We start from the raw sequence: 26,820 nt of genomic DNA, 5'->3' as shown, positions 1-26,820 counted from the left end.
TCAGCTGCGCGCGAGGCTGGCCGATACCAGCTCGGCGGCGCCCAGAAGGCCCTCCGCCCCGGCGAGACCACGGTCGCGCACGGCCGTGACGTCGATCCCGAGGCGGCCCACTGCATCGGCGAAATGCTCGATGTCCTTCCGCATCAACCCCTGGAGGTGTGGTGCGATGTCGGCGCTGATCTGCTCGCCCAGGGCCTGCATGACGAAACTGCCGCCGCTGCTGGCTGCCAGCATCCGCCGGAATGCTGCGATGTCGACCCCGATGGCGTCTGCCATGGCGAGCACGTCTTCTGCGTTCTTCAGGTTGGTCATGGTCAGGGCGTTGTTGAGCAGCTTGGCGACCTGACCGGAGCCGGGTCCGCCCATGTGCACGACGGACGCGGAGAAGGTCTCGAACACCGGCCTGGCGCGCTCGAACGCGTCTCGGTCTCCGCCGACGATGCTGACGAGCTGCCGCGCTTCCGCTCCCGCCCGACCTCCGCTGACGGGCGCGTCGAGGAACCCGATGCCCACGGCTGCGGCTCGCTCGGCGAACTGCGCCGCCTCCTTCGGGTCACCCGTGCCGTGATTCACGATGAGAGAGCCCGGTTTCATGGCGGCGAGGAGTCCTCGAGTCTCGAGGACATCGTCGACATCGGCATCGTCGCGGAGCACCAGGAGGACGATGTCGCTCGCCGCCCCCAGGTCTGCGACCGCGTCGTGAGACACGAAGGTGCCTGCGCTCAGGGCGTCGGCCGACGCCGGCCGACGGGCCCAGACGTGCAGCTCGTACTGCGAGTCCGCGAGTGCTCGAGCCATGGGCGCGCCCTGATCGCCGAGCCCGATGAACCCGACGGAACGGGGTTCGGATGTCGTCATCGTGTTCCCTCCTGTCGAGATTCCGTGCCGCGTCCCGGCTGGATGAGCTGCAGGGCGAGGTCCCACAGTCGGTTGGCGTTCGCTTCGTCGAGCGCGTAGGCGGCGACGCCGGACATCCAGCCGTTGCCGTCGTGAACCGTGACCGCCTCGTTGTTGTCCTCGAAGTACCGGCCGGAGATTCCCTCGAGGAGGGGAGACGTGGCGACGAAGATGCTGGTCGCGGCGCCCTGCTCGACACTCTTGCGTCCCTCCGGCGGTGTCTTGAGTCCACCGGTGTGCTTCTGCAGGCCCGTCGCGATCGCTCCGGGCATCACGGCGTTCACGGTGATGCCGTCGTCAGCCCACCGCTTCGCGGCCCCGACGGCGAAGAGCACGGACGCGGTCTTCGACTGGCCGTACGCCAGCAGCGGGTCGTAGGGACGGAAGCGGAAATCGATGTCGTCGAAGACGACCGGGGAGATCAGGTGTCCACTCGAACTGAGGGACACCACACGGGCTCCTCTGGCCTCGGTCAACGCGTCGTGCAGTCCGACCGCGAGCGCGAAGTGCCCGAGGAAGTTCGTCGCGAACTGGAGTTCGATCCCGGAGGCCGTGCGCTCTTCCGGCGTTGCCATGATCCCCGCGTTGTTGACCAGGATGTGGAGCGGACCGCTCCAGTCGGCCACGAAGCGCTCGACCGACGCCAGGTCGGCGACGTCCAGTCGAGCGACGTGCACGGCGGGGTTGCCGGTCTCGGCGATGATCCTCTCCGCTGCCTGGCGGCCCGCATCCGGATTCCGTACCGCGAGCGTGACGTCGGCACCGCGGGATGCCAGCACTCTGGCCGTCTCGATCCCGATCCCGGATGCCGCACCGGTGACGACGGCTCGCCTGCCCGTGAGGTCGATCCCGTTCGCGACCTCCTCGGCCGTGGAATCGAACCCGAACGATGATGTGATGAGTGACATGTGTGCTCCTTCAGCTCTGACTGTCATTGCGGTGGAACGCACGCTCCCCGTTCACCAGTCCCGCCGAGGATGTCCCCGGTTTTCCTGGTACCAGCAGGGGCAGGATGGGCGTCGTCGACCGCCGAGTACGGTTGCAGCATGAGCGTGGGTGAGGAGAACCCGATGGGGGAGTTCCTGCGCGCCCGGCGGGCACAGCTGCGACCGGCGGATGTCGGAATCGCGCCGACGAAGCGGCGACGCGTCCCCGGACTCCGCAGGGAGGAGGCGGCGCGGCTCGCCGGTATCAGCAGTGAGTACTACCTCCGGTTGGAGCAGGGGCGGGACCAGAACCCGTCCGACTCGGTTCTGGCGGGCCTAGCCCGCGCGCTGCTCCTGGACGACTCCGCGACGGCATACCTGTTCGCACTCGCGCGTCCCCACGCGACTGCGCAATCGACGACGCGTGAATCCGAGTCCGTCAGCATCGGCCTGCGCCAGCTGCTCCAGGCCTGGGACGGTACGCCTGCCTATGTCCAGGGCCGAACGCTCGACGTCCTGGCGTCGAATGAGCTCGCCCGGAGACTCGCGCCCGTGTTCACGCCGGGTGTGAACCTGGTTCGCGCCGCCTTCCTCGACCCGCAGGTCAAGGAGCTCTGGCGGGACTGGTCGCGGATGACGGCGGCCACGGTCGCTGGCCTCCGAGCGCAGACCAGCGCCGAGCGCGACGATCCGCGGCTCGCCGAACTGGTGTCGTCACTCTCGGCGGAGAGTCCGGAATTCGCGCGCCTGTGGGCCAGGCACGAGGTGCGGCCCAAGGGCGAAGGCCGCTCGGTGATCGACCATCCTCTCGTCGGCGAGCTCGACCTCCGCTACGAGAAGCTGGCCGTGGCCGCACCGGCGACCGGGCAGGTCGTCGTGATCTACCACGCTGATCCCGGGAGTCCGACCCGAGACCGTCTGGAGCGCCTGCGCTCGGCCTGAGATCGTTGCCGGATCGGCGTGATCCGTGGCGTCACTGCTCGCGCGTCAGGTGAGAGGAGACGTCGCCATCGGCTGCCGCCCAGCGGCCCAGGAACTCGTCCCAGCTGCGTTCGCCGCGCTGGACTCGTTCTCCGGCCAGGTTCTCGCCAGCACGGTAGGCGCGGCCGATCCGGCCGGGGACGCGGATCGGGACTCCGTGCCGGGAGTGGGTTCCCCTCGCCTTCGCGTACGCATCGGCCAACTGGCGGATGTCCAGGACCTCTGGGCCTGCGATGTCGGCGGCACGGCCGGCCGGTGCGCCCAGCGTGAGCTCGGCCAGCCGTGCGGCGACCTCGTCGACGTCGACCGGTTCGAAGCGCAGGCCCCCGGGGGTCGGCAGGAGGGGAAGGCGTGCCATCCCGCGCACGATGGGAAGGACGAAGTCGTGCAGCTGCGCGGCCCGCAGCACCGTCCACGGCACACCCGATCCGACGATCGCACGCTCGGCATCCGCCTTCGCCAGGAAGTAACCGATGGGCATGCGATCCGCAGCGATCACGGAGATGAGGATGACATGGCGCACGCCTGCAGCATCCGCGGCCCTGCCGAGATTCCGGGCGGCGATGTCGTCGCCCTTGGCGCCGCCGGCCAGGTGGAGCACGGTATCCACGCCGTCCAGCGCCTCGGCGAGTCCACGCCCGGTGCGGGTGTCACCCCCGACATGTCGGATGCCGACCGCGTTCGCGCGAGGATGTCGCGTGAAGATCCGCACCTCGCGGCCTGCGTCATGGAGCATGGGTACGACACGGCTGCCGATGGTTCCGGTGCCTCCGGTCACGAGCACGGGTGAATCCATGGCGTCGTCCTTTCGTGTCACAACCGAGGGTGTTCCCTCGTCGACACTGCGACGATCGACACGGAGGAGATGTGACATGACCGATCCGAGATTGCTCGCTCGGCGATTCGAGACCGAGCGTCCGCGGCTCCGAGCCATCGCGACGAAGCTCCTCGGATCTCCCGCCGATGCCGACGACGCGGTGCAGGAGACCTGGCTTCGGTTGGAGCGCACGGACGCCGACGGCATCGACAACCTGGCGGCGTGGCTCACCACCGTCGTGTCCCGGGTGAGCCTCGACATTCTCAGAGCACCCCGCAGAACACGAGAACATTCATGGCAGGTGCAGGAGTGGCGGGACGAACCTGCAGCGGTCGAGGCGGACCCCGCAGAACTCACCGCACGCAATGACCAGGTGAGCGTCGCCCTCCTCGTCGTGCTCGAGATGCTGAGTCCGGCTGAGCGGATCGCGTTCGTGCTGCACGACGTGTTCGATCAGCCCTTCGATGAGATCGCCGTCATCCTCGAGCGTTCTCCGGATGCCGTGCGGCAGCTCGCATCCCGCGCGCGTCGGCGGGTGCGCGGCGCCGAGGAACCTGCGCGGCCCAGTCGGGAGCGGGGACGGCGCATCGTCGAGGCCTGGCTGGCGGCCGCTCAGGAGGGGAACATCGGAGCCTTGTTGTCCCTGCTCGATGACGACGCCGTCCTCCGCGCCGACTACGGCGCCACGACGCAATTGGTGGAGGGGGCGCAGGACATCGCCGGTCAGGCGGTGCTGTCGGCTCGTCTCGCGGCCCACTCGACGCCGATCCTCATCGATGGTGGGCCCGGCGTCGCTGCGGTGATGATGGGCAGGATCGTGTCGATCATGGCGTTCGAGCTCGAGGGCGACAGGATCGTGCGGCTCGAGGTGCTCGCAGACCCCGAGCGACTCGCCGCACTCGCCGTCTCCGACATCATCGACCCCCACGGGAAGTAGCCGCACGGGAGTCCGGACGATCTCGACGCGTCAGAACGCGTCTCCCTCGTCGAGACTCCGCTGCAGGTACTTCGGAGCTTGCACCCGCCAGGCGTCGATCACGAGCTCGCCCAGATGGTCGGTGTCGATGCGGGCCATGCGGAATGCGACCTTGGGTTCGCCCCACCGGGTCGTTGTGCGGAGGAACACGTCGGGCTGCATCTGGATGAGGGCGAGAGCATCGACGCGGTCGGCGACCTTCACGCCCACGACGAGTTCCGCGGCGATGATCGCGCGCATGTCCTCGGGAATGCTCGGCCACGGATGACATTCCCAGACGAACGGCTTGCCGCGAACGAACCACGTCGCACCGCTGGTCGTCTGACGCTCTTCGCTCGCGGGAAGCTCCCCGGTGATACGGCGGACGTGATCGAGAGTGGCCACGTCGCGAGCCTATTCCGGCCAGCCGACAGGGCTGGCTCCGGCCGCGTCCGCTGGGCGGCATCCGACCCGGACGCGTCTCCATCCCGTCATTGTTGAACCGAACGGTTCAGTGTGTAACAATGAACCAATCAGTTCACTGTTAGGAGATCTCGATGTCGACGTCATCCCGCTTTCTGCTCACCGGTGCCGTTGCGGCGACGCCTCTGTTCCTGGTCTTCTGGGCCGTGCAGGCGTTCTCCAGGGACGGCTTCCGGCCGACGTATCATCCGATGAGCCTGCTGAGTCTCGGCGACTGGGGGTGGGTGCAGGTAATCGCCTTCGTCCTGGTCGGTCTTCTCCTCATCGGCGGCGGCATCGGCCTGAGCCGAGCGCTCGGAGAAGGGCGACTGTCCCGGTGGATCGGCTCACTCGTCGTGTTGATGGGTGTCGGCCTGGTCGTCTCCGGAGTGTTCGCGACAGACGCCGGTGCAGGGTTCCCGGAAGGGGCACCGGCCGGCGCGCCGGAGATGAGTTGGCACGGCGCGGTGCACGAGGTGGGGTTCCTCCTCACCCAGATCGCGTTCATCGCGGCCGGCATCCTGCTCGCCGTGAGCTTCGCACGCGATCGCCGACGCGGATGGGCGGCCGGATGCATCATCGCGGTCATGCTGGCGGTGCTCGTGGCCGGACTGGGCGACCCGGAGAACCTCGCGATCAGGCTCGTGCTCTCGTCGAGCATCGAATTGGGACTGGTCTCCGTCGTCGCCGCGAATGCGCTCCGGGAGCGCGGTCCGGCATCCGATCGCGCCTCGGCAGCCCGGCTGGACTACGCTGAACCACATGGTTCAACAAGCAGAACTTGATCGCGCCTTCGCCGCGCTGGCAGACAGCAATCGTCGCGATGTGCTGCACAGACTGGGCGGAGGAAGCCTGCCGCTGTCCGAGCTGGCCACGGCCGCCGGGATGACGGTGACGGGGATGGCCAAGCACATCCACGTCCTGGAAGCCGCGGGACTGGTGACGACGGAGAAGATCGGCCGCACGCGCCAGTGCAGCCTCGGGAGCGAGCGCTTGGACGACGTCTCGGCCTGGATCAGCTTCTACCAGCGCCTGTGGGAGCGCCGTCTCGATGGCCTCGACGCGTATTTCACACTGCAGAAGGGAACCGACTGATGACCGACACGACCGCGCCGCTCGAGCTCCGCATCACGCGGATGCTGCCCGCGACACCCGACGAGGTGTTCGACGCCTACACCGATGCCGAGAAGCAGAAGATCTGGTTCTCGATTCTCGACGAGCGACCCGGCATCGTCGAGATCGATGTCGACCTCCGTGTCGGGGGCACGCAGACCGCCGTCTGGGGGCCGGATGCCGGCACTCTGTTCCGCGAGACCCAGACCTTCCTCGAGATCGACAGGCCCCACCGCCTGGTGACCGAGTCCACCGGCAGCAGCCCCGACGGGATGACGATGACCACCCGCATCACCATCACGTTCGATGCGGATGGCGACGGCACTCGCATGACCGTCGTGCAGACCGGGTTCCCGGCACCGGAGATCCGTGACTTCTTCGTCGAGGATGTGTGGAACGGGGCGCTCGCACGAATCACCGCCTACCTCCAACTGCCGTAGTCGGCCCGCGCAGAGCGGGTGGCGCCCCCTTCCCGTGCTCCCCGGCTGCCGTGCACAATGGACCGATGCTGCAGGGAGCCGTCGGCACGGTGCGCCTGGTGGAGCGCGCAGGACGCACTCTGGTCGAGAAGCGGATGGCCGATCCGATGCGCCATGACACGGAGGTGTTGGCGCTGCGTGCCCTCGCGCGCTCCGACCTGCCGGTTCCCGAACTGGTGGAGGCGGAGGCGGGATCGATCCTCATGACGCACATGCGTGGCGAGCGGCTGGACAGTCTGCCTGCCGACGCGCGAATCGGGGCCTTGCGGGCTTCGGCGCCTCTGCTCCGTCGTCTTCATGGGATGCCGCCTCCACCCGGGTTGCCGCATGGCCCAGACGATGCGGACATCATCCGCCGCTACCGGGATGCCGGTGGACCGCCACTGCCGTTCGCGCTGCCACCCGCTCGCGACCCTGTCTTCTGTCACGGCGACTGGACCGACGGCAACCTCCTGACGATCGACGGCGAGATCACCGCTGTGATCGACTGGGAGGCTGCGCACCTCGGCGACCCGCTTCGAGAGCTGTCGCGTGCTGCGTGGGGCGCTGCCCGCAAGGATGCGCGCTCCTTCGACGCCATCGTCGACGCGTATGGTGGCGATCGGGCAACGGTACGGGCGTGGACGTCGATTCACGCCGCCGAGCTCTGGTTGTGGTTCTCCGAGGCCGGACCTCCCGAGTACCTCGACCTGTTGACGTCGGAGCTCGAGAGCTGGCCAGCCGACTAGAACCCTTCCGCGGGCGCCCTGTATCGGATTGACTGGATGCCACACGGGCGGCGTCGATGCGGATGGTGGTCTCGATCGCTGCTGGGCAATCAGGGATGGGAGTGCAGCCGACATGGACATGCTCACGCGCGAGGAGATCGCCGAGGCCGGACTCGACGACTGGCGAAAGCTGGCGCAGGGGCTCCACGCGCGCTATCTGATCGACGACTTCGCCACCGGCGCACGGTTCGTCGCCGGTGTGGCGGAGGCGGGCGACGTCGTCGGACAGCACCTGACCGTGTCGATGGCCGCAGGGTGCGTCGATCTCAAGCTCGTCAGCGACAACGCGGTCTACCGCGAGGATGACGGCACTGAGCACGTCGTCCAGTGGGTGACCCAGCAGGACGTCGACCTCGCGCGACGCATCACCGAGATCGCTGCCGCCCACCGGCTCGAGTCCGATCCGACCGCGGTGAGTGTGATCGAACTCGGCCTCGACACCGGGCGGTCCGCGACCATCGCCCCTGTGTGGGCCGCCCTGCTGACCGGGGATGCAGCGGCCCAGGGGCGCGGAACTCCCAGTGACGAGATCCGCGACGCCACTGGGCGCGTGCCGAACCTGTGGTTCGGGGACGCGCTGACGGCGATGCTCCCGGGCAGCGATTCCACATCGAGGTCTATGTGGCGCCTGAAGTGGCCGAACTGCGACTCGCCGCCGCGATCGCCGCTGGGGGAACCGTCGTCGATGACAGCGAGGCACCGTCGCTGACGGTGATCGCAGATCACGACGGCAACACGGGTGTCCTCGCCGTCGCTGCTGCGGCTACGGCCACATCCTGACGGCGTCGCGGAGGGCTCGAGCTCGACGAGAGACGCGCTCGGATGCCGTCACGGCAGCGACGCTCTGACGGCCGCATCCAGGACCGAGGCGGCGTCGACGTTGGCGTGGCCCGCGATCTCGTGCAGGAAGAGCCCCTCGAAGCAGACGGCGAGCAGCTGGGTCGCCCGATCAGGATCGGGTGCACCGAGTGCGACGAACTGCGACCGCAGCCGGACGATGAACTGGCGTCGGCCACCGGCGAGCAGCGCCCGCAGCTCGTCGTCGTGACCGGCTTCGACGAAGAGTGCCAGTCGCGCGGCTGTCATCTGCCGGTTGGGTCCGGTCAGGAATCCGTACAGGTCGACGAGGCCGTCGATGAATTCCCGGGGCGACGGTTGGCGGGTGCTGTCGGCGACCACGGGAAGCTCGACGGTCACCATGTACTCGGTCACTCCTTGGAAGAGAGCCGAGCGGGTGCGGAAGTAGTTGGATGTCGACCCGTCGGGCAGACCGGCGCGGAGGTCGACCTGTCGGTGCGTCAGAGCCCTGACGCCGCCGGTCGCGAGGAGGGCGATCGCGGCATCGAGTGCACGTTCCCGGTTCGTCTTGGCCACGGGAGAACTATATCCGTAGTGATTTCACTACGTTAGTAGTATCCTCGGTGTCATGCCGTACATCGTCCTCGGGCTGATGCTTGTTCAGGCGGGCGCCGGAGTCGCCCTGCTCATCAGGTGGATGCAGGGCAAGCGGCCCGGTGGGCGGGTGGTGGTGGCGCACGTCACGGCCGGCCTGCTCACGGTCGCGTTGTGGAGTGTGTTCGTGATCGCGGGCTCTGTCTGGGCTGCGTGGACGGCATTCGTGGTCATGTCCGTCGGCAATGCCGTCGGGGACTCGATGCTCATCAAGCGGTGGCAGCGCACTGTCGAATCCGCACCCGGTTTCTGGCCCAGCTACGGCGCAGCGATCGCTGCAGTGTTCGCCGGGAGGATGCCGCGAACCGTGGCATTCCACGCGCTGTTCGCCGGCGTCGTCTACTTCGCCGCACTCGCGGCGTGCATCGCAGCATCCGTCGCCTGACACGCCATCCGGGATCTGGCGCGCGCATCGCCGCTAGCCCGGGTGCGTCCTGTCGCGTCCATCCTCGCCGCGCAGCGCCGTGACCATGCTCTGCAGGGCGGTGAAGGTGATCGCCTGCTCATCTCGGGTCAGGCCGCTCAGCATCGTGACCTCGATGGACCGGACAGCGACGGTGGCCTGCTCCAGGCTTCGTCGTCCGAGGGGAGTGAGTCGCGTCGGCAGCACCTTCCCCACGCGGGCTTCCGAGGCCCTGGTCACGAAGCCGTCGCGTTCCAGGTTCTGCAGCAGCACGTTCATGGATTGCCGTGTCACGAACGTTCCCCGCGCAAGCTCGGAGTTGGAGAGGCCGGGTCGCTGTGCGAGCAGTTCGAGGCAGGAGTAGTGCGTCACCGTCATTCCGAGCGGCCGAAGCTGCGCCTCCATGGCCGCTCGCAGGGCGCTCGAGGCTTCTTTCAGCAGGTATCCCAAGGACGTCTGCAGATCGACGCCGCCTCCGTCTTGACTCATGTCAGTATTCTGACATACATTCATGGATGTCAGAAAACTGACACGCATCGAAGGAGCACCACCCATGCCCGTGACCGGCCCAGACTTCATCTCCCTGCAGACCAGCGACCTCGGCGCTTCGCAGGCGTTCTACGAGCAGTACCTCGGACTCGTGCGCTCGAAGGCAGGTCCTCCGCATGCCGTCGTCTTCGAGACGACGCCGATCGCCTTCGCCCTCCGCGACATCGTCCCCGGCACGGATCTGGAGTCCGTCGGGCAGCCCGGCATCGGCGCGGCGATCTGGCTCCACGCCACGGGGGTCCAGGAGATCCATGATGCCCTCGTCGCAGGCGGCCACACGATCACCTCGGCACCGATCGACGGCCCGTTCGGGCGAACGTTCACCTTCGCCGATCCCGACGGCTACCTGATCACCCTGCACGACCGCTCCTGAAGCGACGGATGCGGACGCTACCGCTCGTGTGACGCGTAGACCCGCAGCAGTTCTGCGGCATGGTGTCCGCTCTCGCCTTCGGCCTCGAGCGCCTCGAACATGCCCGTGAGCTTCTGCTCTCCGGCAGGAAACGGAGGGAGCAGAGGCACACCGGGGTCGGTGATCACCTCGAGGAGGTAGGGCCGGTCCGAGGCGAGTGCCCGATCCCACGCCGAAGCGAGCTGGGATGGATCGGACACCGTCTCGCCGTCGAGACCCAGCAGCCGGGCGTACTCGGCCGCGGGGAACGACGGCAGTTCCTGACTCGCAGCGAATCGTGGGCTGGTCTCCATCTCCCGTTGCTCCCACGTGACCTCCGCCAGATCTTGATTGGCGAGCACGCAGATGACGAAGCGGGGGTCGCTCCACCGTCTCCATTCACGACTGAGCGTGAGGAGCTCGGCGACTCCCGTCATCTGGAAACCACCGTCGCCTGTCAGGACGATCGTGGGGCGGTCGGGGTTCGCCGACTTCGCCGCCAGCGCGTAGGGGAGTGAACACCCCATGCTCGCCAAGGTGCCGGAGACATGAGCTGTCACGCCGGACGGCAGCGTGAGTTGGCGCGCATACCAGTAGACGACGCTGCCGACATCGAGGCCGATCTGGGCATCTGTCGGCACCCGGGGGTTCAGCGCCGCCAGGACTGCTTCCGGGTTGACGGGATCCGCGGGCACCTGCGACCGCTGCTCACGAATGCGGTGCCACCGGCTGACTGCGTCTGTGACCTCGGCCGACCAGGAATCGTCCGGTTCGCCGGTGATGAGCGGGAGCAGCGCATCGAGGGTGAGGGCCGCATCGCCGACCAGTCCCACCTCGACGGGATACCGGTTGCCGATGAATCGTCCGTCGATGTCGATCTGCACGGCCCGGGCCTGGCCCGGCGCCGGATAGAACTCCGTCCACGGATCGTTCGATCCGATGATGAGGAGGGTGTCGCACGCCCCGAGGACGAACGCGCTGGCCGTCGTGCCGAGATGTCCCATCGTGCCCGCGACGAACGGCAGGCGCTCGTCCACGACGGGCTTGCCGAGCAGGCTGCAGGTCACTCCGGCACCCAGCCGCTCTGCCAGGGCCACAACGCTCGGCCATGCCTGCCGGGCTCCCTGACCCACGAGCATCGCGACCTTCCGTCCGCTCGAGAGCACCTCGGCGGCGGCCTCGAGGTCGGCGTCGTTCGGCAGAACTCGGGGCTGCCGGTATTCGGGTTCGGTGTTGATGGCGCCGTGCTCGTGGCTGGGCTCCGACGCTTCGGCCGTCTGGACGTCGTGCGGCAGGATCACCACGGAGGGCGACTGCGTGGCCAACGCTGTGCGGAAAGCCCGGTCGATGACGAATGGCACCTGCTCCGGGCTGGACACGAGTTGGCTGTATCCCGCCACGTCGGCGAACAACGCGGGAAGATCGACCTCCTGCATGTAGCCGGCTCCCAGAACGCTCCGCTTCTGCTGACCGACGATGGCGACGACCGGAACTCCGTCCAGCTTGGCGTCGTAGAGCCCGTTGAGGATGTGCACCGCACCGGGGCCCTGGGTGGAGATGACGACACCGGCCTCACCCGTGAACTTCGCCTGGCCGACTGCCATGAACGCGGCGTTCTCCTCGTGTCGGGCCTGGAAGAACTGGGGTTCGTTCCCGGCGCGATCGAGTGCCGTGATCAGCCCGTTGATGCCGTCCCCGCTGTACCCGAACACCCGCTGCACGCCCCATTCCTTCAGCCGAGCGACGATGACGTCCGCCACAGTGCCAGAGCTCATGGTCTGTCCCCTTTCCACCCGCGCCACGCTAAGTCGGTCGGATCGGTGCGTCCATGACCTTGACAGGACCGCGTGCTTCGGTCAGCGGTGCCACCGGTCTTCGTGAGCGCGTTGGGCGGACGCGATACCGAGAAGCGACCGCAGGTGCGGCTTCGCGGCGAGATTGTCGAGGAAGTCGATGATGCTGAGAGTCATGAGAATGCTGTGGTCGTCTCGATGGGTCTCACGGAAGCCGAGGCGTTGTGCCAGGGCGATGGACCTCGCGTTGTCGGGATGGATCACTGCGGTGATGATCCTGGCGTTCACCGTGGCGAACGCCAGTTGAGCCATCGCGAGCGCTGCTTCGGTGGCATAGCCGTTGCCGCCGTTCGCCGTGTCGATGATCCAGCTCATCTCGACTGTGCGGGCGTTCCGGTTCACCGCGCGCAGTTGCAGGCAGACGTCGCCGATGAGCCTGCCCTCGTGCTCGATCGCGAGGGCGAGTATGTCGTCGGTCTGCCAGAGGCGCGTGTGACGGGTGCGATGACGCAGGTGCGCGCGTGACTCATCACGGGTGCGGATCGGCCACGGGAGGTAGCGGACGACGGCGGGGTCGGATTGCAACGCGAACCACGCTGGAGCGTCGCTCATCCGGTAGGGGCGGAGCGTGAGCCGGGGCGTGCGCAGGGGAGCCGCATCCACCGGTGTCTCGATGTGGGGTCCGCGCAGGAAGCGAGGGCGGCGCAGCAGCGCGGCGAATGGCTCGGCCCGGCCAGCTGCCAGGCGCATCTTCACACGCTCCAGCACACCGACGAGGCCTGGGGTGCGACGGGAGGGCACGACTCGGGCGATCCGGGTCGGGGTCGGGGTCGGGCGCCCGGGAATGACGGCGAGTCGACGATTCTCGGTTCGCGATCCAGCCCCGGCCAACGCTTCGTCGCCACGGGGAGACTCGGTGCGTGTCATGCTCTGCCTTCCGTGTGTTCGGGATGCGGTTGCGCCGTTGCTCCTCCAGTAGGCACCGACCGCATCGGGATGACCATGGCCTTGACAACCGCATGGTTGGCGGAGGACGCACCGCGCCGGGACGGCATCCGAAGAGCTGCTGCGAGCTCTCGTCAAGCCCCTGACCATGAATTTCTCGCTGAGTCAGGATCGTGGGCACGGAAGACGACCCAGGGGAGGTTTCCATGTCCGACACCGGTACGACGACGAGCCCGTCGCTCGCGAGCATCTACCGTGAGAACGAGCGCTGCACCGAGGTCTACCTCGACATGTCAGTCGACACGTCGGATCCGCCGTCCGTGCGCGACGAGCGCCGGAAGTCGGTGCTCGATCGACTCACTCGGGCGGGATCTCCCCAGAGCGACCTCGACGCCGTCGTCGACGTGCTGGCCACCGCGGACTACGGGTCGAGTCCCGTCTGCCTGTTCCTCCTGGTGAGGAACGGAGAGATTCTCATCGAGGAGGTCCTGCCCGGGATCGCGCAGCAGTCCGAGATCGTGTCGTACGGCCCGCTTCCCGACGTCACCCCGATTCTCAAGGCTCAGCCGCTCGATTTCACCTATCTCACCGTCGAGACGTCGAGGGACGGTGGCGAGGTGCGCCTCTTCCGCGCCGGCTCCCGGCTGCCGGAGACGGAGAGCCACGTGCAGGGTCGCACCGACACCCTCCACAAGGTGAAGGGCGGTGGGTGGCGACACGACCACATGCAGAACCACGCCGAGGAGATCTGGCGGCAGACACAGGCCCAGTTGGCAGGGCGCATCGACGAGATCGTTCGCACCCGGGGGCCTCGGCTGCTCGTCGTCGCAGGCGACATCCGCGCCAGACAGCTGGTCGAGAACGAACTCTCTGAGGCCAGCCGCGCGATCCTGGCTGTGGAGCCGACGAACACGCGGGCGGGCGGGTCCACCGATGAGGCACTCACCGAGCGAGTCAACGCCGAGATCGAGCGCATCCTGCACGACGACAAGCAGGCCATCCTCGATCTTCTCGCCCTTCACGAGGGTCGTGGCGACAAGCTGGTGGAGCTGGGCATGGGCGCGGTGGTGGCAGCGCTCGCTGCCGGCCAGGCGGCCACGGTCATCCTCGACTCGGATCGTCTGAGCGAGAGGACCGCGCTCGCCCTCGACGCTGAACCCTGGATCGCCACGGCGCCCGAGGAAGCGCTCGGGGCGGGAATCCTCGGGTCCGTCCCCGCTCAGCTCGCGCTCTGCAGAGCGGCTCTGCTCACCGATGCGCGCGTCCTCTTCACCGATTCCTTCACGGTCGACGATGGCGATGCGGACGCGGACGCGGATCCGGATGCGGACCCGAATACGGATGCAGCCGACATCACCCTGCCCAACGATGCGCCAGCGGCAGCAGTCCTGCGGTGGCGCACGGGACCTCCGGTACCGGGCGTCTGAGGCCACATCCACGAATCGACGGAGCACACCATGTCCCTCTCCCATGACGACCTGCCCTTCCCCGAGTACGACCACGTGCAGCTCGGGCATCTGCCCGCCCGGATCGCCCCTCTGACCGGCGATCAGCTGCAGCAGCTCATCGACTACGAGGAGCAGCACGGGAATCGACTGCCCGTGCTGGTCGTCCTTCGCACTCGACTGGAGGCGCTGCGGAACGGTGCGGAGCCGACCGGGACCCTGCATACGGATTTCGCCGAGCAGCAGGGTGCGCCGGGCCCGACGGGCGTCGGGCCGCAGACGACGTCGGCGCCGCCGGTCAACCCTCCCGCGCACGGCGACCCGACCAATCCCGCTCAACCGCGCTGACCGGAGGTGCGCGCCGATACCGACGGGAATACGGTTGATCCATGGATCTTCAGCTTCATGGTCGCGTCGTGCTGGTCGTCGGGGGAACGGGTCTCATCGGGGGTGCCGTGGTCGAGCGGCTCGCCGCCGAAGGAGCGACCCCGATCGTCGCCTCACGCCGGGGCACGGGCGGCATCGAGCTCGACGCCCGTGACGATGCATCGGTCAATGCAGCCATCGCACGGGTGTTGAAGGACCACGGCAGGCTCGACGGCGTCGTGGTCGCTGCCGCCCCGAGCGCCCAGACGCTCGATCCGACGCGCAACTCGGATCCGGCACAGGTGCTGGAGGCCATCGATGCGAAGGCGCTGGCGTTCCTCCGCGTCGCGAACGCATCGCTGCGCGTGATGACGGAGGCCGGCTACGGTCGCATCGTCGGCATCAGCGGTCAGAACGCCTTCGTCACGGGCAATGTCACAGGCGCCGTGCGGAACGCGGCCCTCATCATCGCGGCGAAGAACCTCGCGGATTCCGTCGCCGGAACCGGAGTCACGGTGAACACGGTGAGCCCCGGCATCGTCAGCGAGAATCCCGTAGCGGATGTCGCGCACGGCAAGGCGGGGGAGTCTCGCCCCGCCGACATCGCCAATCTCGTCACCTACCTGATCTCGCCCGTCGCCGGCGCAGTGTCCGGCGAGTCGATCGCGGTCGGGCACCGGGTGCGTGGCACCACCTCGCTCTGACCTGACCACCCGCCGGGACGGCGACCGCGATGGCCTCAGTCCGGAAATGCCGAGCGGAGTTCGTCCCGGGAACGGATGCCGAGCTTCAGGTAGACATGCCGCAGGTGGTACTCCACCGTCTTCGGGCTGAGGAACAGCGCGGCAGCGGCCTCCCGCGTGGTGAGCCCGCCGGCGAGAAGCGCGCCGATCTGACGTTCCTGCGGAGTGAGGCCGGTGAGGACTCCCGCGCCTCGACGCACCGCCGTCTCGCCGGTCGCCGCGAGCTCGGCGGCCGCGCGGTCGGCCCAGGGTGTGGCGCCGAGCCGGTCGAATTCCGCCAGCGCGGCCCGCAGGGGACTGCGCGACGCCGCCCGGCGGCGCGCTCGCCGCAGGCGCGACCCCCAGGCCAGTCGCGTGCGCGCCGTCTCGTAGAGATCGGGCGATCCCGTGTGCAGGTCGATGGCACTTGTGAACCACCGCTCTGCATCGTCGAGGTCCACCGCGACGAGTGCCATCGCCCGATGGGCCCGCGCGAGCGACCAGGGCAGGGCCTTGCGCTCTGCGGCCTCGAGGAAGGTCCGGGCGAGCGGCTCCGACCGAGCGGCGGCGTCGTCGGCGTCGCCGAGGTGTTCGATGAGCTCGGGCACCGGTGACAGGTCGACGTCGCTGAGCGCGAGTTCCCCCAGCCTGTCCTGCAGCGCCGCGTAGGCGGTGGCGGCCTCCGCCCGGCGGCCCTCGCCGGCAGCCAGATCGGCGAGGGCCCACGACGCCCAGATTCCCGCGAGATTCGCATCGTGCACTGACGCCAGTTCAGCGGCCTCTCCCGCGTGTTCGCGTGCACTGTCGGCGTCACCCCGGCGCGCGTCGAGCCACGCCCAGCCGCCGAGTGCGAGCGCGAGATCCGTCTTGTGGCCGCTCTCACGCGCGAGGCGCACGGCCTCGGCATAGCCCTCGTCGGCACGGCGCCACGAGGTCGACGCTGCGTCGTCCTTGGCGAGCAGGGTGAGCAGGAACGGCAGCATCCCGACGGCAGCGCGACTCCGCGCTACCCGGGCTGCCGCCGTGATGGCCTCACGCCCGGGGCCGGACTCGCGGAGGAACATCGGCGCGGTCAGGCTCCAGCCGAGCCGCCACTGGTCATCGGCTCCCGGACGGGACGGCTGCGCGAGCCCCGTGCGGATCAGGTCGGCGCCGCGATCCGCGCGCCCTCCGATGATCTGCGCGACGCCGGCTGCGTAGTAGGGGATCCCGTTCGACGGGTCCGCGGATGCGTGTCTCTCGAGTTCCTCTCCGGCTCTCAGGGCGGAGGCGGCATCTCCGAGGAAGAAGCAGGACTCGACGGCATCCGCCAGCGCCGAGACGGCCAGAGCCGGATCGTGCCCGTTCGCTTCGGCGAAGGCGCCGAGTTGGAGATCGCGAGCCCTTGCCAGCGACCCGGACCGCGCCTCGACGGTTCCGAGTCGGCTCATCGCGCGGGCCCGGCCGATCGGGGAGCTCGCGCTGTCGAGTGCCGAGGCGAGGAGAGCGCTGGCGCGGTCGCGATCTCCGGCGAGCCACGACTGCTCTCCCGCGAGGAGGAGTCGATCGGCGCGACCTTCGCCGGGATCCGAGAGGGCGACGGCGCGCTCGTACTGCGAGGCTGCGACCGCGTAGGCCCCGCGTGCGGCCGACCTCGCGGCCGCAGCGTCGAGGAGTGTCGCCGTCGCCTCGTCGGGCCCGATGGCCGCCTCGGCTCGGTGCCAGGCCAGGCGGTCGGTCTGCCCTTCGCTCAGCGCATCGGCGATGCGGCGATGGCCTGCCCTGCGTGCCGAGGGTTCGGCATCCGTGTACACGGCCGCTCGCACGAGGGGGTGGCGGAAGCGCACCTCGCCGGGCCGGAGAGTGACCAGCCCGGCCGCCTCGGCTTCCTCGAGAGCGCTGTACGAGAGCCCTGCGGCGGAACATGCCTGCACGAGGGCATCGGTGTCGCCGCCGGCGATCGCGGCCAGGAGCAGAACCGCCCGCGCCGGAGGGGACAGGGAACGTTGGCGGAGCGAGAAGGCGGCGAGCAGCTCTCCGGTGATGGGCACCGGTGCGTCGCGGGGTGCGCCTGCGAGTTCGGCTCGACGCCCGCGCAGTTCGAGAAGGGCGAGAGGGTTGCCTGCGCTGGTCTCCAGCAGGCGCAGGAACTCCTCGTCGCTGAGCGGCCGGTGACCGTCGACGGTCACCAGGGCTCGGGCGGCATCCGCGTCGAGGGGTCCGAGCTGGAGGGTGTCCAGGCCTGACAATCCGGATGGCGCCCCGGTGCGTTGCGCAGCGATGACGGCGACGGGGTCACTCGAGAGGCGCCGAGACGCGAAGGCGATGGCTGAGGCCGACGACTCGTCCAGAAGGTGGGCATCGTCGATGACGATGGCGAGAGGCGCGTCATCGGCCGCCCGGGTGAGGAGACCGAGCAGGGCCGCTCCGACGGCGAACCGCTCCGGCGCCGGGCCGTCACGGAGAGCCAGCGCGACACCCAGCGCGTCGGACTGCGGGGGTGCGAGTTCGACGACGAGGTGCGACAGCGGTGCGCACAGTTGGTGAAGGCCCGCGAACGCCACCTCGTGTTCGGCCTCGACCCCGCGCACGGTGATGAGCAGCATCCCGCCGGTCGTCGCGCGCACGGCGTCGAGGAGAGCGGACTTGCCGATGCCGGGCTCACCGGTGATGAGGAGTGCACCGCCATCGCCCACGCGCGTTTCGGCGAGCAGGCGTTCGATCGCCTGCCGCTCCGCCTCGCGCCCGAGCAGCACGCCGTCAGTCTAGGCGGATGCCGCATCCCAGGGGGGCCACCGGATACGAGCTCCGCCGCACTCGGCCTAGCCTCGCTGGCATCGACCACAGGGTCGACAAATTTGAACGGAGGAAGCATCATGACCGATCTCCAGGAGTCGCCCCCCGCGACCATCGACATCGACAAGCTCATGGCGTTCGTCGGCAAGGCCGTCGACGAAGTCGGAGCGACACTGAACACCGCCCTCGTCGTGCTGGGCGACAAGCTCGGCTACTACAGGGCCATGGCCGCATCCGGGCCGACCAATGCGGCCAGACTCGCCCAGGACTCCGGAACCGACGAGCACTACGCCCGGGAGTGGCTGAACGCCCAGGCCGCGGGCGGGTACGTCGACTACGACGCCGCAACGAATCGATACACCCTCCCACCCGAGCAGGTCGCCGCGATGACCGATGCATCGAGTCCCGCCTATCTGCCCGGCTTCTTCCAGATCGCGCTCGGGACGACGCACGACATCGACAGCGTCATCTCCGCCGCCCGCAACCACGCCGGAGTCGGCTGGCACGAGCACCATGTCGACGTGCACGACGGCTGTGAGCGCTTCTTCCGCACCATGTACAACGCCCACCTCGTCGAGGAGTGGCTGCCGGCCCTGGACGGGGTCGTCGAGAAGCTGCGGAGCGGAGCACGCGTCGCCGACATCGGATGCGGCCACGGCGCCTCGACCGTCATCATGGCGCAGGCGTTCCCCGACTCCACCTTCGTCGGCTCCGACTACCACGAGGCGTCCATCAGGGTCGCACGCGAGCGTGCCCGAGAAGCCGGGGTCGACGACCGCGTCACCTTCGAGATCGCGGGCTCCACCTCCTTCGCCGGAGACGGCTACGACCTGGTCACCACGTTCGACGCCCTGCACGACATGGGCGACCCGGTCGGGGCGGCGAGACACGTCCGGGAGAGCATCGCGCCCGACGGCACCTGGATGGTCGTGGAGCCGATGGCCGGGGACAGCGTCAGTGACAACCTGAACCCGGTCGGACGCGCCTACTACGGCTTCTCGACGTTGCTCTGTACTCCGGCGTCCCTGGCTCAGGAGGTCGGACTCGCGCTCGGCACCCAGGCTGGCCCGGCCCGCATCCACGATGTCGTCACAGCCGGCGGCTTCACCAGGTTCCGCACGGCGGCCGAGACCCCGTTCAACCGCGTTCTCGAAGTCCGTCCGTGACGCAGGCTCACGGAGGATACTGGCGAGGTGGCTGAAACCGTGGCCGTGATCTCACCGCGGGTCTCCGGCTCGATCGACCGGGACGGCGTGGGAATCTCCTATGCCGTCTACGGCGACGGGCCGACGACACTCCTGCTGATGCCCACCTGGACGATCGTCCACTCCCGCATCTGGAAGGGTCAGCTCGGCTACCTCGCACGCCACTTCCGTGTCGTCGTCTTCGACGGGCGGGGCAACGGCGGCTCCGCCCGTCCCCGAGGACCGGCCGCGTACCGCGATGAGGAGTACGCAGCAGACGCCGTCGCCGTGCTCGACGCGACGTCGACGCCGCGAGCTGTGGTCGTCGGGCTCTCCTGGGGGGTGACCTGGGCGTTGCACCTGGCGGCGTCCCACCCGGATCGGGTCGCCGGCATCGTGGGCATCGGGGCATCAGGGGTCGTCAGCGTGCCGAGGCCTGGCCGGGCGGGCGGCGACTGGGATGCCGCGTACGACGGAGGCTCGGGCTGGTCGATGTACAACCGCGACTTCTGGCTCTCGGGCGGATACGACGCCTTCGTCGACTTCTTCTTCGCCCGCATGTTCGCCGAGACCCACTCGACGAAGCAGATCGAGGATGCGGTGGGCTGGGCGCATGAGACCAGTCCCGAGACGCTGGCAGACGCCACGGCCGGCATGCACGGCTACCTCGGCGGGTCGGTGGTTCCGCTGGAGGACGTCTGCGCCCGGGTGCGGTGCCCGGTGCTGCTCATCCACGGCACGGAGGACGAGATCTCGCCGCACGCGGTGAGCGAACGCATCGCGGCCCTGACCGGCGGCGACGTCGTGCTGCTCTCGGGCAGCGGACATGGACCACTCGCCCGTGACCCCGTGCGCGTGAACCACCTGATCCGGGACTTCGCCGACAGGATCGCGGCTTCGGCTTCGGCCTCGGCCTCGCCCTCGGCTTTCGTCCACCCGACGACGACCTGGACCCGGGCGGCCAACCGGCGGCGGCGGGTGCTCTATCTGTCCTCGCCGATCGGTCTCGGCCATGCCCGACGCGACCTGGCGATAGCCCGAGAGCTGCGGATGCTGCATCCGGATGTCGAGATCAGCTGGCTCGCCCAGCATCCTGTCACCGCGGTGCTCGAGCAGGCCGGTGAAGTCGTGCATCCCGCGTCGGCGCTGCTCGCGAACGAGAGCAGCCACATCGAGCACGAGGCGGGCGAGCACGACCTCCACGCCTTCCAGGCCATCCGCCGGATGGACGAGATCCTCGTGCACAACTTCATGGTGTTCGACGACGTCGTGCGGGAGGAGCACTTCGACCTCGTGATCGGTGATGAGGCATGGGATGTCGACCATCACCTGCACGAGAACCCGGAGCTCAAACGCTTCGCGTTCGCGTGGATGACCGACTTCGTCGGCTGGCTTCCGATGCCGGACGGCGGGAGGAGGGAGCAGGCGCTGACGGCCGACTACAACGCGGAGATGATCGAGCAGCGCGCCCGCTTCAGGCATGTGCGCGACAGGTCGATCTTCGTGGGCTCGCTCGACGACGTCATCCCCGAGTCCTTCGGCCCCGGCCTGCCGTTCATCCCGGACTGGGTCGGGGAGAACTTCGACTTCGCAGGCTACGTGACGGGGTTCGACCCCGCCGAGGTCGCTGACCGCGACCGCCTCCGGGCCGACCTGGGCTATGCGTCGGATGAACGGTTGTGCGTCGTCGCCGTCGGCGGGTCCGGCGTGGGCGAGCCATTGCTGCGGCGGGTCCTCGACGCCGTGCCGCTGGCGCGCCGGGCGGCATCCGACCTTCGCTTCATCGTCGTGGCCGGGCCGCGCATCGATGCCCGGTCGCTGCCATCGACACCTGGTGCGACGGTGCGAGGACACGTCCCGGCGCTCCATCGCCACCTGGCCGTGGCCGACCTCGCCGTCGTGCAGGGCGGACTGACCACCTGCATGGAGCTCACCGCCGGCCGCACGCCGTTCCTCTACGTGCCTCTGCGCCATCACTTCGAGCAGAACTTCCACGTTCGGCACCGTCTCGAGCGGTACCGAGCGGGTGACCCGCTTCCCTACGAGCAGGCGGCGGATCCGGACGCGCTCGCGGAGGCCATCATCACCGGGCTCGGCCGGGATGCGAGCGGTTTCCGGCCCGTCGAGACGGATGGCGCAGCGCGTGCCGCCGCGATGATCGCCGATCTGCTCTGATCCGGGGCGCGCATGAGGTCGGATCACACAGTTCCAGGCGCTGGCACGGTTTCAGCAGTCGACGCCCAATTGGCGAGCAATTGCAGTCGATCGTGGGACACCGAGCCCGGCTCGGCAGAGAACACGAGCATCTGGAGGCCACGATCTGCCGTGACATCCATGCTCTGGTAGGTCAGATCGAGGTCGCCGACGATGGGGTGGTGAACGCTCTTGACGCCGGTGCGGTGCTCGCGCACGTCGTGGGCTCCCCACAGTCTCCGGAAGAGATCGCTGCGGGTGGAGAGCTCGCCCACGAGGTCGCTGAGCTGCCGGTCGTAGGGCGACCGCCCGGCCTCGGCTCGGAGGATGGCTACGATCTGCCTGGCGTTGCCGTCCCAGTCACGGTAGAACGTCTGTGCCTTCGGGTCGAGGAAGACGAATCGGGCTGCGTTCGCGGGTGGCCGCGCGCCGTCGAGCATTTCGGAGAAGAGTGATCGACCGAGTGCATTGGTCGCGATGGCATCGAGTCGGCCGTTCTGCACGAAGACGGGCACAGTCGACATGGCATCGATCGTCTGCCGCATGGCGGCGGTCGGCTGGGAGCGGCGGGTGGACCCCTGCGCTGGAGCGGGCGGACACCGGCGCTGGCGGAACGGACCAGGTCGTACAGGTGGGCGTGCTCGGCGTCATCAAGGTGCAGCGCCCGACTGACGCCGTCGACGACGGCGTCGGAGACTCCGATAGCCGTGCCGCGTTCGAAACGCTTGTAGTATTCGGCGCTCATTCCGGCAAGGAGGGCGACTTCTTCGCGGCGGAGCCCGGGAACACGGCGACGTCCCCCGAAGTCGGGCAGTCCGGCCTCCGTCGGAGTGAGACGGGCTCGCCGCGATGTGAGGAACTCGGCGATGTCGTCCTGTGCTGTCATGTCACAAGAAAGTACGCCCATCATGACTGGGGTGAGGGTCCCTGTCAGGACACCTGCAGATAGGGCCACGCTCGATTCGGCCCACCCGCGTTGACTTGGTTCCCAGCGGCCACGACGGTTCGCACACAGGACCAAGGGACGAAGAATGAAGAATGCACATCTCGGGGGCCTCGCGGTCTCGCGTATCGGGCTCGGTGCGATGACCATGGCCGGCACCTACACATCTGACGGAGCTCTCGACAATGCCGAGTCGATCCGCGCGATCCACCGCGCTCTCGACCTCGGTGTCACCCACATCGACACAGCGGAGATCTACGGCCCCTACCTCAGTGAGGAAATCGTCGGCGAGGCCGTCAAGAGTCGTCGGGACGAGGTGGTGATAGCCACCAAGTTCGGGCTCGTGTCCCATTCGGGCGGTGGACCCGGAACGATCGACAGCAGTCCAGGGAACGTTCGAGCCGCCGTCGAAGGCTCCCTGCGGCGTCTCGGGACGGATCACATCGACCTGTACTATCAGCACCGCGTCGACCCGAACGTTCACATCGAGGAGACGGCCGGAGCCGTCGCCGAACTCATCGACGAGGGCAAGGTGATCCATTTCGGACTGTCGGAAGCGTCGACGCAGACGATCCGGCGGGCTCACGCCGTGCAGACGGTCACCGCACTGCAGACGGAGTACTCGCTGTGGACTCGCGACGTGGAAGCCGAGATCCTGCCTGTTCTCCGTGAGCTGGGTATCGGGTTCGTCCCGTATTCTCCTCTCGGCCATGGGCTGCTCACGGGGCGGATCCGATCTGCCGCGGACATCCCGGATGACGACTGGCGCAAGACCAATCCCCGCTTCGTCGGCGACAACTTCACCCGCAACCTCCGGCTCGTCGACGAGGTCAGGGCTATCGGTGCAGAGATCGGCGCCACTCCCGCGCAGACTGCGCTGGCCTGGATCCTCAGTCGGGGCGAGGACATCGCACCCATCCCCGGCACCCGCCGCGTCGCGCGCGTCGAGGAGAACACCGCGGCTGACCAGATCGAGCTCACCCGAGCACACCTCGACCGGCTCGACGCCCTCGAGCCCGCCGCCGGCGCTCGCCATGACGAAGCGAACATGACGTCGATCGATCGCTGACGAGACCCACGACCGCATCGACCAGGGTGGCTCGCGGGCGTGACGATCACGTCCATCGCGACACTCGGCGCCATGGTCGTGGTTAGCGCATTTCGACCGCACCAGGAGCATCTCCGACCGAGTGCTCGACGTGACCGACGCCGGGCGGCGCGAAGTGCAGCGGCGCTGCGACGAGGAGCGCGGTCACGAGCACGAGCACCACGGTTCCGATCGCGCAGAGGCGGGCGACGCCGATGTCCGTCACAGAGAACCTGCGGCGAGTCAGGGTGAGCAGCCGGAGTCCCAACAGGCCACCGGCCGTGTTGACCACGACATCGGTGGCATCGGTGCTTCCGGTGGCGAGGATGAACTGCATGATCTCCAGCAGGAGGCTCGTACCCGCGACGGCCGCCCCGGCTCTCCACCAGGGCCACAACGGCCTGAGGAGTCCGAGGTAGACGCCGAAGGGGACGAAGAGCACCAGGTTCATCATCACCTCGAACGGGCGATTGGCGCCGTTGGTCGCCGTGGCCACGAACGGCACGATCTTGATCACGCGCTCGACACTTCCGACCGATGGAACGCCGAGTTTCCACAGCACGGCCCAGACCACTATTCCGAGATAGATCCCGAAGAGGACGGTCAGTCGGTCCATGATCGCCCGACTCAGGCCGATGCCTGCAGCCTGCGCGGTCACCGCTGCATCCGCGGATCGGCGGTGGGATCAGCGAACATCTCGGGGCATCCGCCGGCCACGGCATCCGGTCGCAGTTCGAAGTGCCAGGACTCGTTGGCGTAGATCTGGCAGAGACCGTATTCGGCCCCATTCTCCGACAGCCACGCGGTGGCATCCCACGGGCCGATATCGATGGCAGCCCCCTGCACATGCGGAGAGGTCTCCGGTGTCGCCACCCAGCGGGCAGCCTCCTCCGTCGATCCGTACTCGGTGACGGCGTCGCGCAGCAACTGCTCCTGATACTCGGGGGAGCGCCATCCGCTGTTCACGGTGAAGGTCACGTCGTCGGCTGCGGCGTCGGTCGCCGCGCGCCGGAGGGCATCGAGGAGATCCGGATCGAGGTTGGCGACGGCCGGGACCGCCCCGTCGAACACCGTCACGCCGTCGGGCACGCTGCCGTCGGCGCCGAGGGTGGGATCGCCGGCGATTCGGGTGACGACGGCGGCCGACGACTGCTGCCCGAGGGCGACGGCTGAAACGACTGCGATGGTGCCGAACGCGGCGGCTCCCGCCGCGATGATCACGAGGAGCGCCCAACGGATGCGCCGGATGGGGATGGTTCTGCTGGAGGACATGCCTCCAGCACACACGCCGGTGGGTTGCGGGAGCGTATGCGCTTTTCGATATCCCGACGATATGCACCGGCTCGTAGCATGGCGAGTGTGCGAGTGCTGATCGTCGAGGACGAGCCCTACCTGGCTGATGCCATCCGCGATGGTCTGCGCCTCGAGGCCATCGCAGCCGACATCGCCGGTGACGGTGACACCGCGTTGGAGCTGCTCGGCATCAACGACTACGACATCGCCGTGCTCGACCGCGACGTTCCCGGCCCGTCGGGCGACGAGATCGCCGAGCGCATCGTCGCATCCGGCAGCGGGATGCCGATCATCATGCTGACCGCAGCCGACAGGCTGGACGATAAGGCGACCGGATTCGAGATCGGCGCCGACGACTACCTCACCAAGCCGTTCGAGATGCGCGAGCTGGTGCTCAGGCTCCGCGCTCTCGACCGCAGGCGCGCCCACAACCGCCCGCCGGTGCGCGAACTCGCCGGCCTCCGGCTCGACCCGTTCCGACGGGAGGTCTACCGAGACGGCCGCTACGTGGCGCTCACTCGCAAGCAGTTCGCCGTTCTCGAGGTGCTGGTCGGGGCCGAAGGCGGGGTCGTCAGCGCCGAGGAACTCCTCGAACGCGCGTGGGACGAGAACGCCGACCCGTTCACGAACGCCGTGCGCATCACCGTCTCGGCGCTGCGGAAACGTCTCGGGGAGCCCTGGCTCATCGGCACGGTGCCCGGGGTCGGCTACCGCATCGAAGCGACACCGGATGCTGGAGCCGGGCGTGGCTAGGGAGCAGGGGGTGAGCGTCAGGGTCAAGCTCACTCTCAGCTACGCCGGTTTCCTGGTCGTGGCCGTTGTTCTCCTGCTGGCGGTCGTGTGGGTGTTCATCCTGCGCTACGTTCCGGCCGAGGCCGTCAACACGATCGGGGGATTCGTTCCCGGCCGAGACGACCTCGTGCGGGCCTTCGCCCCGGCTGCGGCGTGGGTCGTGCTGTTCCTCGTGCTGTTCGGCCTGCTGGGTGGCTGGATCCTCGCCGGGCGGATGCTGGCGCCGTTGACGCGCATCACCACGGCCACCCGTGCGGCGGCGAACGGGTCGCTCGCGCACCGCATCCGGATGCCGGGGCGGAATGACGAGTTCCGGGAGCTCGCCGATGCCTTCGACGCCATGCTCGAACGCGTCGAGGCCCAGGTCGGAGAGCAGCGACGATTCGCGGCGAACGCCTCGCACGAGCTGCGCACCCCGTTGGCCACCACTCAGGCGATGCTCGACGTCGCCATCAACGACCCGCACCGGGACACCTCGGCGCTCCTCGAACGGCTGCGCAACGTGAACGCGCGGGCGATCGAGCTCACCGAGGCCCTGCTCCTGCTCAGCCGTGCCGAGCAGCGATCGTTCACGGCCGAGACCGTCGACCTGTCGCTCCTGGTGGAGGAAGCCGGCGAGACCCTCCTTCCCCTCGCGGAGAAGCGGGGTATCACCGTCACCACCACCGGCGAGATCACCCGGGTGAGCGGATCCCCGGCGCTGCTGGCACAGTTGACCACGAACCTCCTGCACAACGCCATCGTCCACAACCTTCCCGACGGTGGGGACGTATGGGTCCGCACGGCTCGCGACGGGGCGGACGCCGTTCTCACCGTCGAGAACCCGGGTGCGACACTCTCGCCGGCCCAGGTGTCGATCCTCACGGAGCCGTTCCAGCGCGGTTCGGAGCGCATCCGCACCGATGATGTGGGTGTCGGCCTCGGCCTGGCGATCGCGTCGAGCATCATCCGCGCTCACGACGGCGTGCTGCTCCTGACGCCGCGGGCCGATGGCGGTCTCAGGGTCGACGTGCGACTGCCGGCATCCGTCGACGAGTCCGTCCGTCCGGCTGAAGTCGAGCGTCCCCCGGCTGAATAGACTGGATGCGCC

Annotated in this window: 29 protein-coding genes and 2 pseudogenes; 18 read left to right on the top strand and 13 right to left on the bottom strand. The window is 68.5% G+C overall.

All coding sequences use genetic code 11. The annotated features are described in order from the left end of the window. Positions 1 to 858 carry an NAD(P)-dependent oxidoreductase gene (locus ASC59_RS07965; protein ID WP_055820524.1) on the bottom strand — a complete coding sequence of 286 codons (858 nt, stop codon included), beginning with the start codon at positions 856 to 858 and terminating at the stop codon, positions 1 to 3. Continuing rightward, the gene (locus tag ASC59_RS07960; RefSeq protein WP_055820521.1) at positions 855 to 1,805 is read right to left on the bottom strand and encodes an SDR family NAD(P)-dependent oxidoreductase; all 951 of its coding nucleotides are present in this window, start codon (positions 1,803 to 1,805) and stop codon (positions 855 to 857) included. The genes ASC59_RS07965 and ASC59_RS07960 overlap by 4 nt, the downstream gene beginning before the upstream one ends. Before the next feature lie 138 nt (positions 1,806 to 1,943). Here ASC59_RS07960 and ASC59_RS07955 point away from each other — a divergent pair, with 138 nt between their 5' ends. Further along, entirely contained in the window at positions 1,944 to 2,765 is an 822-nt protein-coding gene (locus ASC59_RS07955) for a helix-turn-helix transcriptional regulator (RefSeq protein WP_055820518.1), read from the top strand. Between the two features lie 31 nt (positions 2,766 to 2,796). On the opposite strand, the gene ASC59_RS07950 is transcribed toward ASC59_RS07955, so the two are convergent. Continuing rightward, on the bottom strand, positions 2,797 to 3,600 hold the full coding sequence (locus tag ASC59_RS07950; protein ID WP_055820515.1) for an SDR family oxidoreductase: 804 nt from the start codon (positions 3,598 to 3,600) through the stop codon (positions 2,797 to 2,799). A 76-nt stretch (positions 3,601 to 3,676) separates the two neighbouring features. Here ASC59_RS07950 and ASC59_RS07945 point away from each other — a divergent pair, with 76 nt between their 5' ends. Next, complete coding sequence (locus ASC59_RS07945; protein ID WP_055820512.1) at positions 3,677 to 4,558, top strand: sigma-70 family RNA polymerase sigma factor; 882 nt, start codon at positions 3,677 to 3,679, stop codon at positions 4,556 to 4,558. A gap of 30 nt (positions 4,559 to 4,588) precedes the next feature. On the opposite strand, the gene ASC59_RS07940 is transcribed toward ASC59_RS07945, so the two are convergent. Then, positions 4,589 to 4,981: a hypothetical protein gene (locus ASC59_RS07940; RefSeq protein ID WP_055820509.1), complete on the bottom strand. Its 393-nt coding sequence runs from the start codon at positions 4,979 to 4,981 to the stop codon at positions 4,589 to 4,591. A 152-nt stretch (positions 4,982 to 5,133) separates the two neighbouring features. Between ASC59_RS07940 and ASC59_RS07935 the strand changes: the two genes are divergently transcribed. The 6 genes and pseudogenes from ASC59_RS07935 to ASC59_RS17760 all read left to right on the top strand — a co-directional run bounded on the left by ASC59_RS07935 (position 5,134) and on the right by ASC59_RS17760 (position 8,177). Continuing rightward, entirely contained in the window at positions 5,134 to 5,823 is a 690-nt protein-coding gene (locus ASC59_RS07935; RefSeq protein WP_055820506.1) for a DUF998 domain-containing protein, read from the top strand. After that, on the top strand, positions 5,801 to 6,133 hold the full coding sequence (locus tag ASC59_RS07930; protein WP_055820503.1) for an ArsR/SmtB family transcription factor: 333 nt from the start codon (positions 5,801 to 5,803) through the stop codon (positions 6,131 to 6,133). The genes ASC59_RS07935 and ASC59_RS07930 overlap by 23 nt, the downstream gene beginning before the upstream one ends. After that, positions 6,133 to 6,591 (top strand): SRPBCC family protein, encoded by a 459-nt coding sequence (locus tag ASC59_RS07925; RefSeq protein WP_055820500.1) that lies wholly within the window; start codon positions 6,133 to 6,135, stop codon positions 6,589 to 6,591. The genes ASC59_RS07930 and ASC59_RS07925 overlap by 1 nt, the downstream gene beginning before the upstream one ends. A gap of 65 nt (positions 6,592 to 6,656) precedes the next feature. Beyond that, positions 6,657 to 7,358, top strand: a complete 702-nt coding sequence (locus ASC59_RS07920) for a phosphotransferase family protein (RefSeq protein WP_055820497.1) — start codon at positions 6,657 to 6,659, stop codon at positions 7,356 to 7,358. Positions 7,359 to 7,470: 112 nt separating this feature from the next. Next, positions 7,471 to 7,713: pseudogene (locus ASC59_RS17765) on the top strand (4a-hydroxytetrahydrobiopterin dehydratase); the annotation flags it as partial. Between the two features lie 245 nt (positions 7,714 to 7,958). Further along, a complete protein-coding gene (locus ASC59_RS17760) occupies positions 7,959 to 8,177 on the top strand; it encodes a VOC family protein (protein WP_327063396.1) in 219 nt (72 codons plus the stop codon). A gap of 48 nt (positions 8,178 to 8,225) precedes the next feature. Here the strand turns inward: ASC59_RS17760 and ASC59_RS17370 are convergent, their stop codons facing one another. Beyond that, the gene (locus tag ASC59_RS17370; protein ID WP_055820495.1) at positions 8,226 to 8,771 is read right to left on the bottom strand and encodes a TetR/AcrR family transcriptional regulator; all 546 of its coding nucleotides are present in this window, start codon (positions 8,769 to 8,771) and stop codon (positions 8,226 to 8,228) included. Positions 8,772 to 8,823: 52 nt separating this feature from the next. On the opposite strand from ASC59_RS17370, the gene ASC59_RS07905 reads away from it, so the two are divergent. Then, positions 8,824 to 9,234: a hypothetical protein gene (locus ASC59_RS07905; RefSeq protein ID WP_055820493.1), complete on the top strand. Its 411-nt coding sequence runs from the start codon at positions 8,824 to 8,826 to the stop codon at positions 9,232 to 9,234. 33 nt (positions 9,235 to 9,267) lie between these two features. Here the strand turns inward: ASC59_RS07905 and ASC59_RS07900 are convergent, their stop codons facing one another. Next, the gene (locus ASC59_RS07900; RefSeq protein WP_055820490.1) at positions 9,268 to 9,741 is read right to left on the bottom strand and encodes a MarR family winged helix-turn-helix transcriptional regulator; all 474 of its coding nucleotides are present in this window, start codon (positions 9,739 to 9,741) and stop codon (positions 9,268 to 9,270) included. 64 nt (positions 9,742 to 9,805) lie between these two features. On the opposite strand from ASC59_RS07900, the gene ASC59_RS07895 reads away from it, so the two are divergent. Continuing rightward, positions 9,806 to 10,174 carry a VOC family protein gene (locus tag ASC59_RS07895; RefSeq protein WP_055820486.1) on the top strand — a complete coding sequence of 123 codons (369 nt, stop codon included), beginning with the start codon at positions 9,806 to 9,808 and terminating at the stop codon, positions 10,172 to 10,174. A gap of 17 nt (positions 10,175 to 10,191) precedes the next feature. Here ASC59_RS07895 and ASC59_RS07890 read toward each other — a convergent pair whose 3' ends face one another. Together ASC59_RS07890 and ASC59_RS07885 are read right to left on the bottom strand one after the other, a co-directional pair. Next, complete coding sequence (locus ASC59_RS07890) at positions 10,192 to 11,967, bottom strand: thiamine pyrophosphate-requiring protein (RefSeq protein ID WP_055820482.1); 1,776 nt, start codon at positions 11,965 to 11,967, stop codon at positions 10,192 to 10,194. Between the two features lie 81 nt (positions 11,968 to 12,048). Next, positions 12,049 to 12,912, bottom strand: coding sequence for a GNAT family N-acetyltransferase (locus ASC59_RS07885; protein WP_200942351.1), 864 nt, complete (start codon positions 12,910 to 12,912; stop codon positions 12,049 to 12,051). Between the two features lie 224 nt (positions 12,913 to 13,136). On the opposite strand from ASC59_RS07885, the gene ASC59_RS07880 reads away from it, so the two are divergent. From ASC59_RS07880 to ASC59_RS07870, 3 genes are read left to right on the top strand one after another with little or no spacing between them, the layout of a single operon-like run. Then, entirely contained in the window at positions 13,137 to 14,357 is a 1,221-nt protein-coding gene (locus tag ASC59_RS07880) for a baeRF2 domain-containing protein (protein ID WP_055820480.1), read from the top strand. A gap of 30 nt (positions 14,358 to 14,387) precedes the next feature. Further along, a complete protein-coding gene (locus ASC59_RS07875) occupies positions 14,388 to 14,723 on the top strand; it encodes a hypothetical protein (RefSeq protein WP_055820477.1) in 336 nt (111 codons plus the stop codon). A gap of 41 nt (positions 14,724 to 14,764) precedes the next feature. Further along, on the top strand, positions 14,765 to 15,445 hold the full coding sequence (locus ASC59_RS07870; RefSeq protein ID WP_055820474.1) for an SDR family NAD(P)-dependent oxidoreductase: 681 nt from the start codon (positions 14,765 to 14,767) through the stop codon (positions 15,443 to 15,445). Positions 15,446 to 15,480: 35 nt separating this feature from the next. On the opposite strand, the gene ASC59_RS07865 is transcribed toward ASC59_RS07870, so the two are convergent. After that, the gene (locus tag ASC59_RS07865; protein WP_055820471.1) at positions 15,481 to 18,198 is read right to left on the bottom strand and encodes a helix-turn-helix transcriptional regulator; all 2,718 of its coding nucleotides are present in this window, start codon (positions 18,196 to 18,198) and stop codon (positions 15,481 to 15,483) included. A gap of 120 nt (positions 18,199 to 18,318) precedes the next feature. Between ASC59_RS07865 and ASC59_RS07860 the strand changes: the two genes are divergently transcribed. Then, the gene (locus tag ASC59_RS07860) at positions 18,319 to 19,404 is read left to right on the top strand and encodes a class I SAM-dependent methyltransferase (protein ID WP_055820466.1); all 1,086 of its coding nucleotides are present in this window, start codon (positions 18,319 to 18,321) and stop codon (positions 19,402 to 19,404) included. Positions 19,405 to 19,431: 27 nt separating this feature from the next. Beyond that, positions 19,432 to 21,597, top strand: coding sequence for an alpha/beta hydrolase (locus tag ASC59_RS07855; RefSeq protein ID WP_235492623.1), 2,166 nt, complete (start codon positions 19,432 to 19,434; stop codon positions 21,595 to 21,597). Positions 21,598 to 21,620: 23 nt separating this feature from the next. On the opposite strand, the gene ASC59_RS17610 is transcribed toward ASC59_RS07855, so the two are convergent. Then, entirely contained in the window at positions 21,621 to 22,139 is a 519-nt protein-coding gene (locus tag ASC59_RS17610; protein WP_235492622.1) for an MmyB family transcriptional regulator, read from the bottom strand. 164 nt (positions 22,140 to 22,303) lie between these two features. Continuing rightward, positions 22,304 to 22,501, bottom strand: a pseudogene (locus ASC59_RS17605) (transcriptional regulator); the annotation flags it as partial. Positions 22,502 to 22,646: 145 nt separating this feature from the next. Here ASC59_RS17605 and ASC59_RS07845 point away from each other — a divergent pair. Next, on the top strand, positions 22,647 to 23,627 hold the full coding sequence (locus ASC59_RS07845) for an aldo/keto reductase (RefSeq protein WP_055820460.1): 981 nt from the start codon (positions 22,647 to 22,649) through the stop codon (positions 23,625 to 23,627). Between the two features lie 82 nt (positions 23,628 to 23,709). On the opposite strand, the gene ASC59_RS07840 is transcribed toward ASC59_RS07845, so the two are convergent. Both ASC59_RS07840 and ASC59_RS07835 read right to left on the bottom strand, forming a co-directional pair. Continuing rightward, complete coding sequence (locus ASC59_RS07840; RefSeq protein WP_055820457.1) at positions 23,710 to 24,303, bottom strand: VanZ family protein; 594 nt, start codon at positions 24,301 to 24,303, stop codon at positions 23,710 to 23,712. Beyond that, positions 24,300 to 24,917: a M15 family metallopeptidase gene (locus ASC59_RS07835; protein WP_055820454.1), complete on the bottom strand. Its 618-nt coding sequence runs from the start codon at positions 24,915 to 24,917 to the stop codon at positions 24,300 to 24,302. Before ASC59_RS07835 ends, ASC59_RS07840 begins: the two co-directional genes overlap by 4 nt. A gap of 87 nt (positions 24,918 to 25,004) precedes the next feature. On the opposite strand from ASC59_RS07835, the gene ASC59_RS07830 reads away from it, so the two are divergent. Beyond that, on the top strand, positions 25,005 to 25,691 hold the full coding sequence (locus tag ASC59_RS07830; RefSeq protein ID WP_055823041.1) for a response regulator transcription factor: 687 nt from the start codon (positions 25,005 to 25,007) through the stop codon (positions 25,689 to 25,691). Between the two features lie 10 nt (positions 25,692 to 25,701). After that, on the top strand, positions 25,702 to 26,808 hold the full coding sequence (locus ASC59_RS07825; RefSeq protein ID WP_327063395.1) for a sensor histidine kinase: 1,107 nt from the start codon (positions 25,702 to 25,704) through the stop codon (positions 26,806 to 26,808). The last annotated feature ends 12 nt before the right edge of the window (positions 26,809 to 26,820 follow it).

It is taken from the genome of Leifsonia sp. Root1293 (genome assembly GCF_001425325.1).
Taxonomy (GTDB): domain Bacteria; phylum Actinomycetota; class Actinomycetes; order Actinomycetales; family Microbacteriaceae; genus Orlajensenia.
Note: the sequence above shows the minus strand (reverse complement) of the source record. Positions and strands in the feature narration are given on the sequence as shown.

Bases quoted from the DNA above. Each gene is read 5' to 3' on its own strand.
- ASC59_RS07965 (WP_055820524.1), bottom strand. From the start codon at position 858: ATGACGACATCCGAACCCCGTTCCGTCGGGTTCATCGGGCTCGGCGAT.
- ASC59_RS07960 (WP_055820521.1), bottom strand. From the start codon at position 1,805: ATGTCACTCATCACATCATCGTTCGGGTTCGATTCCACGGCCGAGGAG.
- ASC59_RS07955 (WP_055820518.1), top strand. From the start codon at position 1,944: ATGAGCGTGGGTGAGGAGAACCCGATGGGGGAGTTCCTGCGCGCCCGG.
- ASC59_RS07950 (WP_055820515.1), bottom strand. From the start codon at position 3,600: ATGGATTCACCCGTGCTCGTGACCGGAGGCACCGGAACCATCGGCAGC.
- ASC59_RS07945 (WP_055820512.1), top strand. From the start codon at position 3,677: ATGACCGATCCGAGATTGCTCGCTCGGCGATTCGAGACCGAGCGTCCG.
- ASC59_RS07935 (WP_055820506.1), top strand. From the start codon at position 5,134: ATGTCGACGTCATCCCGCTTTCTGCTCACCGGTGCCGTTGCGGCGACG.
- ASC59_RS07930 (WP_055820503.1), top strand. From the start codon at position 5,801: ATGGTTCAACAAGCAGAACTTGATCGCGCCTTCGCCGCGCTGGCAGAC.
- ASC59_RS07925 (WP_055820500.1), top strand. From the start codon at position 6,133: ATGACCGACACGACCGCGCCGCTCGAGCTCCGCATCACGCGGATGCTG.
- ASC59_RS07920 (WP_055820497.1), top strand. From the start codon at position 6,657: ATGCTGCAGGGAGCCGTCGGCACGGTGCGCCTGGTGGAGCGCGCAGGA.
- ASC59_RS07905 (WP_055820493.1), top strand. From the start codon at position 8,824: ATGCCGTACATCGTCCTCGGGCTGATGCTTGTTCAGGCGGGCGCCGGA.
- ASC59_RS07900 (WP_055820490.1), bottom strand. From the start codon at position 9,741: ATGAGTCAAGACGGAGGCGGCGTCGATCTGCAGACGTCCTTGGGATAC.
- ASC59_RS07895 (WP_055820486.1), top strand. From the start codon at position 9,806: ATGCCCGTGACCGGCCCAGACTTCATCTCCCTGCAGACCAGCGACCTC.
- ASC59_RS07890 (WP_055820482.1), bottom strand. From the start codon at position 11,967: ATGAGCTCTGGCACTGTGGCGGACGTCATCGTCGCTCGGCTGAAGGAA.
- ASC59_RS07885 (WP_200942351.1), bottom strand. From the start codon at position 12,912: ATGACACGCACCGAGTCTCCCCGTGGCGACGAAGCGTTGGCCGGGGCT.
- ASC59_RS07880 (WP_055820480.1), top strand. From the start codon at position 13,137: ATGTCCGACACCGGTACGACGACGAGCCCGTCGCTCGCGAGCATCTAC.
- ASC59_RS07875 (WP_055820477.1), top strand. From the start codon at position 14,388: ATGTCCCTCTCCCATGACGACCTGCCCTTCCCCGAGTACGACCACGTG.
- ASC59_RS07870 (WP_055820474.1), top strand. From the start codon at position 14,765: ATGGATCTTCAGCTTCATGGTCGCGTCGTGCTGGTCGTCGGGGGAACG.
- ASC59_RS07860 (WP_055820466.1), top strand. From the start codon at position 18,319: ATGACCGATCTCCAGGAGTCGCCCCCCGCGACCATCGACATCGACAAG.
- ASC59_RS17610 (WP_235492622.1), bottom strand. From the start codon at position 22,139: ATGTCGACTGTGCCCGTCTTCGTGCAGAACGGCCGACTCGATGCCATC.
- ASC59_RS07845 (WP_055820460.1), top strand. From the start codon at position 22,647: ATGAAGAATGCACATCTCGGGGGCCTCGCGGTCTCGCGTATCGGGCTC.
- ASC59_RS07835 (WP_055820454.1), bottom strand. From the start codon at position 24,917: ATGTCCTCCAGCAGAACCATCCCCATCCGGCGCATCCGTTGGGCGCTC.